Source organism: Phenylobacterium sp. (assembly GCF_044236515.1).
Classification (GTDB): Bacteria; Pseudomonadota; Alphaproteobacteria; order Caulobacterales; family Caulobacteraceae; genus Phenylobacterium.
Window position 1 is genome coordinate 1 of record NZ_JBIIGK010000199.1, and the last position, 4,404, is coordinate 4,404.

Consider the following 4,404-nt stretch of genomic DNA (forward strand, 5'->3'; position numbering starts at 1 on the left):
CGTGAGCCGAAGATCGACGCTCAGGGCCGCTCTTACGCGACCGGCAAGCGCAAGAACGCTATCGCCCGCGTCTGGATCAAGCCGGGCAAGGGCCAGATCACCATCAACGGTCGCGACCAGACGGTCTATTTCGCCCGTCCGGTGCTGCGCATGATGATCGCCCAGCCGTTCGAGCTGTCGGACCGCACCGGCCAGTTCGACGTGATCTGCACCATCGAAGGCTCGGGCCTCTCCGGCCAAGCCGGCGCCGTGCGTCACGCCATCTCCAAGGCCCTGACCTACTACGAGCCCGGCCTGCGCGCCGTGCTCAAGCCGCACGGTCTGCTGACCCGCGATCCGCGCGTCGTTGAGCGTAAGAAGTACGGCAAGGCCAAAGCCCGCCGCAGCTTCCAGTTCTCGAAGCGCTAAGCCGCGCGCGACAACTCGCGTTTACGGACGGGGCGCTTCGGGAAACCGAAGCGCCCTTTCTCTTTTTCGATCTGATCAAGACACCATGCCCCAGACAGTTTTCATCGACGGCGAAGCCGGCACCACCGGGCTGCAGATCCGCCAGCGGCTGGAAGGCCGCGCCGATCTCCAGATCGTCTCCATCGACCCCGCGCGGCGCAAGGACGCGACCGCGCGCGCCGAGCTGCTGAACGGCGTCGATGCGGTCGTCCTCTGCCTGCCCGACGAGGCGGCGAAGGAAGCGGTGAGCCTGATCACCTCGGAAGCCGTGCGGGTCATCGACGCCTCGACCGCCTTCCGGACGGCGGCCGGCTGGACCTACGGCTTCCCGGAGATGGCCAAGGACCAGCGGGCGGCGATCGCCGCCTCACGGCGAGTCAGCAATCCGGGCTGCTATCCGACCGGCTTCATCGGCCTGGTGAAGCCGCTGGTTGCCGCGGGCCTGCTGCCGGCCGACTTCCCGGTGACGGTCAACGCCATCTCCGGCTACTCCGGCGGCGGCCGCGGCCTGATCGAAGAATTCGCCGCCGCGCCGGCGGGAACGAGCGACGCCTACCGGACCTATGGCCTCAACCTCGCGCACAAGCACCTGCCGGAGATGCAGGCGCACACCGGCCTCGCGCACGCGCCGCTGTTCGCCCCCTCGGTCGGGCGTTACGCCCAGGGGATGCTGGTGGATGTTCCGCTGCAGCTCTGGGCGCTCCCCGGCAAGCCGTCGACGGCGGATTTGCGGGCCGCCTTGGCCGACTGGTACGCGGGCGAGGCTTTCGTCGAGGTGGCCAGCGAGGCGGAATGCGCCGACCTGCAGAAGCGCCGGGCCGGAGCGGCCGGGTATGTCGCCGACCTCGATCCGGAGAGCCTGAACGACACCAACCGCCTGCGCCTGTTCGTCTTCGGCGGCGCCGACGGCGCCCAGGCGCGCCTCGTGGCCCTGCTCGACAACCTCGGGAAGGGCGCGTCAGGCGCGGCGGTTCAGAATCTCAATATCATGCTCGGCCTGCCGGAGGGTGCGGGGCTCTGACGCTGCGACCCTCCGCCAACTAGCGGGTTGGCGCGATCCGGGTTGTCATCATGCAACTTCGATCGGAGTTCGCATGAAAACCCTGCTAGGCGCCCTGGCGCTCGCGCCCACGCTCACGGCCTCGCTGCTCCTCGCGGCGACTCCTGTCGTCGTTCAGGCCGAGGCTCGGACGAACATCATCGCCTCGGAGTTTGGCGTGTTCGAAGGCGCCGACTTCCGTCCGTCGCGCACCGTCTCCCTCGCCAAGAAGCAGGGCTACGGCTGGATGATGGTGGTCGATACCCCGAAGGCGGAGGTGCGCTACCGCGAAGAGTTCATCCTGCCGGCTTCCGCCACCTGGAAGGGCGCGCCGGGGCAGGGGGTTACTGTCTCCGCCGACGGGCGCAGCGCCGTCAGCGAGCGGGTCGTAAGGCACGACGACGGCATGATCTTCAACACCTGGTCGGTGGCCGAAGGCGACCCCAAGGGCCGGTACATGATCAAGGTGCTGCTCGAGGGTCAGGTCGAGAAGACCTTCGTTTTCGACGTCGAATAAGGCGCCGCTTGCGCCGCACGCAGGACGGGCCACCTTATTTGCATGAACCCGATGGACCGCCGTTCCCTGATGCTGGGCGCCACAAGCCTCGCCTTCACCGGCGGGCTGGCCTTTGCTGCTGGCAATGACCTTTACGCCGCCTCGCCGTTCCGCAAACTGTCGGATGCCGAGTGGCGCAAACGGCTGCCATCCGACGCCTATTCGGTTCTGCGACACGAGGCGACGGAGCGGCCTGGATCCAGCTCGCTGAACCGCGAGAAGCGCAAGGGAACCTTCCATTGCGCAGGCTGCGGCCTGGCGATCTTCCGGTCCGACTGGAAGTTCGAGAGCGGCACCGGCTGGCCGAGCTTCTTCCGCGTGCTGCCCGGGGCCATCGGCACGAAGGTCGACTACGCCATCGGCGTTCGTCGCACTGAGTATCACTGCGCCCAATGCTTGGGTCACCACGGCCACCTTTTCCCGGACGGGCCGAAGCCCACCGGGCTGCGCTACTGCAACAACGGCTTGGCGCTGACCTTCCGTCCGGCCTGAGCGGCGGCTAACCTCCGCCCCAGGGCGGGGGGATCATCAACATGAGGCGATGGAGCTGGATCGCCGCGGCGCTGCTTGGCGCCGCCCTCGCGGCTTGCGCGCCGCGTCTCGACGCCGAGGCCGACCGGACGGCCCGCGACTTCTTCCGGGCGGTGCAGGCCAAAGACTGGCGCGCCGTCGACGGCGCGCTCTCGAGCCGCTTCCTCGCCACCGCTGACTACCGGCAGGCCATCGCCGCGGCGGCCGACGCCGCGCCCGACTCGCCGCCGCGCCAGGTAAAGGCGGTTGGCTGGTCGCCCGGCCGGCTGGACCAGGGGGAGGCCGTCGCGGTCCTTCATCTCTACCGCTACGCCGGCGCCGATCTTGTCGTCCGCACAGCCGTCAAGCGCCAGGGAGAGCGATCCACCGTCGAGGGATTGGCCGTCACCCGGCTCGCTCCAGGAACGCTACGGGCCAACACTTTCACCTTCGCCGGCAAGACGGCGCGGCATCTCGGCTTTCTCGCCTCCGCTCTGCTCAGCCCGCTGGTGATGCTGGCGGCCGCGGTGCTGGCGGCGACCAGCCGCGACCTGCGCCTCAAGCCGCTATGGGTGGCGCTGGCCCTCGTCGGTGTCGGGCGGGCCTGGTTCAACTGGACGACCGGGCAGGGCGGCTTCTCGCCGGCCGAGATCGGGCTGATCAGCGCCGGATTCGGTCGCGAGAGCGAGATAGCCCCGTGGATCCTCAAGTTCTCGGCGCCGATCGGGGCGCTGATCACCCTGGCCTGGCTGGGATTGCGGCCGCGCAGGACCGCCGCCTAGGAGCGGACTTTCACATACTCCCCCGGCGCATCGCACAGCGGCGCCAGCAAGCCCTTCGCCGGATTGCGCGCCGGGACCTTCGGCCCCGACCGAGCCTTCAGCCACTCCGCCCAGTGCGGCCACCAGGAGCCTGGGTGCTCGACGGCGTTCGCCTGCCATTCGGCGAGGGTGGGCGGCAGGCCGTCGGCCACCCAGTGCTGGTACTTCTGCGCCGCCGGGGCGTTGATCACCCCGGCGATGTGGCCCGAACCGGAGAGCGTGAACGTGGTGGGACCGCCGAACAGCTTAGCGCTGTTGTAGACCGACCGGGCCGGGGCGATGTGGTCCTCCCGTGAGGACTGCATGTAAACGGGGATCGTCACCTTCCCGAGATCGAGCCGCTCGCCGTCCAACTCCAGCTCGCCCTTGGACAGGGCGTTCTCGCCGTAGAACCGGCGCAGGTAGAACAGGTGCAGGGTCTTGGGCATCCGCGTCTGGTCGGAGTTCCAGAACAGCAGGTCAAAGGGCTTCGGCTCCTTGCCCAGGAGATAGTTGTTCACGAAGAACGACCAGATCAGGTCGTTGGCCCGCAGCATGTTGAAAGTGTCAGCCATGGCGGCCCCGGGCAGCACGCCGCCGGCCTCGTCCATCTTCTGCTCCAGGCTCTTCAGCCACGGCTCGCTGGTGAACAGCCGCAGGTCGCCGGCTTCCGAGAAGTCCTGCTGGGCGGCGAAGAAAGTCGCCGAGGCGATCGGCTGGACACCCTTCGCCGCCATGTGCGCCAGCGCCGACGCCAGCAGCGTGCCGCCGATGCAGTAGCCGACGGCGTTGACCTGGGGCGCGCCCGACTGCTCGATCGCGGCGGCCGTGGCGGCGTAGATCCCTTCGCGCATGTAATCCTCGAAGGTCCGGCCGGCGAGCTCCGGCCCCGGGTTGACCCAGGAGGCGACGAAGACGGTCAGGCCCTGATCCGTCAGCCAGCGGATCATCGAGTTCTCGGGCCGCAGGTCCAGGATGTAGAACTTGTTGATCCAGGGCGGGAAGATCAGCAGCGGGATCTGATGCACCGTCTTGGTGGTCGGCGCGTACTG

General features: G+C 68.5%; 6 protein-coding genes. 5 read left to right on the forward strand and 1 reads right to left on the reverse strand.

Annotated elements, in window-relative coordinates:
• From rpsI to ACILRF_RS14780, 5 genes are all read left to right on the forward strand, one after another.
• On the forward strand, nt 1-408 hold a 408-nt coding region (gene rpsI / locus ACILRF_RS14760), incomplete at its 5' end, for a 30S ribosomal protein S9 (protein ID WP_395674203.1).
• A gap of 85 nt (nt 409-493) precedes the next feature.
• On the forward strand, nt 494-1,468 hold the full coding sequence (gene argC / locus ACILRF_RS14765) for an N-acetyl-gamma-glutamyl-phosphate reductase (protein ID WP_395674205.1): 975 nt from the start codon (nt 494-496) through the stop codon (nt 1,466-1,468).
• Between the two features lie 73 nt (nt 1,469-1,541).
• Nucleotides 1,542-2,003: a hypothetical protein gene (locus ACILRF_RS14770; protein ID WP_395674207.1), complete on the forward strand. Its 462-nt coding sequence runs from the start codon at nt 1,542-1,544 to the stop codon at nt 2,001-2,003.
• Between the two features lie 51 nt (nt 2,004-2,054).
• Nucleotides 2,055-2,534 carry a peptide-methionine (R)-S-oxide reductase MsrB gene (gene msrB / locus ACILRF_RS14775; RefSeq protein WP_395674209.1) on the forward strand — a complete coding sequence of 160 codons (480 nt, stop codon included), beginning with the start codon at nt 2,055-2,057 and terminating at the stop codon, nt 2,532-2,534.
• A 41-nt stretch (nt 2,535-2,575) separates the two neighbouring features.
• Nucleotides 2,576-3,334, forward strand: coding sequence for a hypothetical protein (locus ACILRF_RS14780; protein ID WP_395674211.1), 759 nt, complete (start codon nt 2,576-2,578; stop codon nt 3,332-3,334).
• On the opposite strand, the gene ACILRF_RS14785 is transcribed toward ACILRF_RS14780, so the two are convergent.
• Nucleotides 3,331-4,404 (reverse strand): alpha/beta fold hydrolase (locus ACILRF_RS14785; protein ID WP_395674213.1); only part of this gene is annotated, 1,074 nt, incomplete at its 5' end. The two genes, ACILRF_RS14780 and ACILRF_RS14785, sit on opposite strands and share 4 nt — an antisense overlap.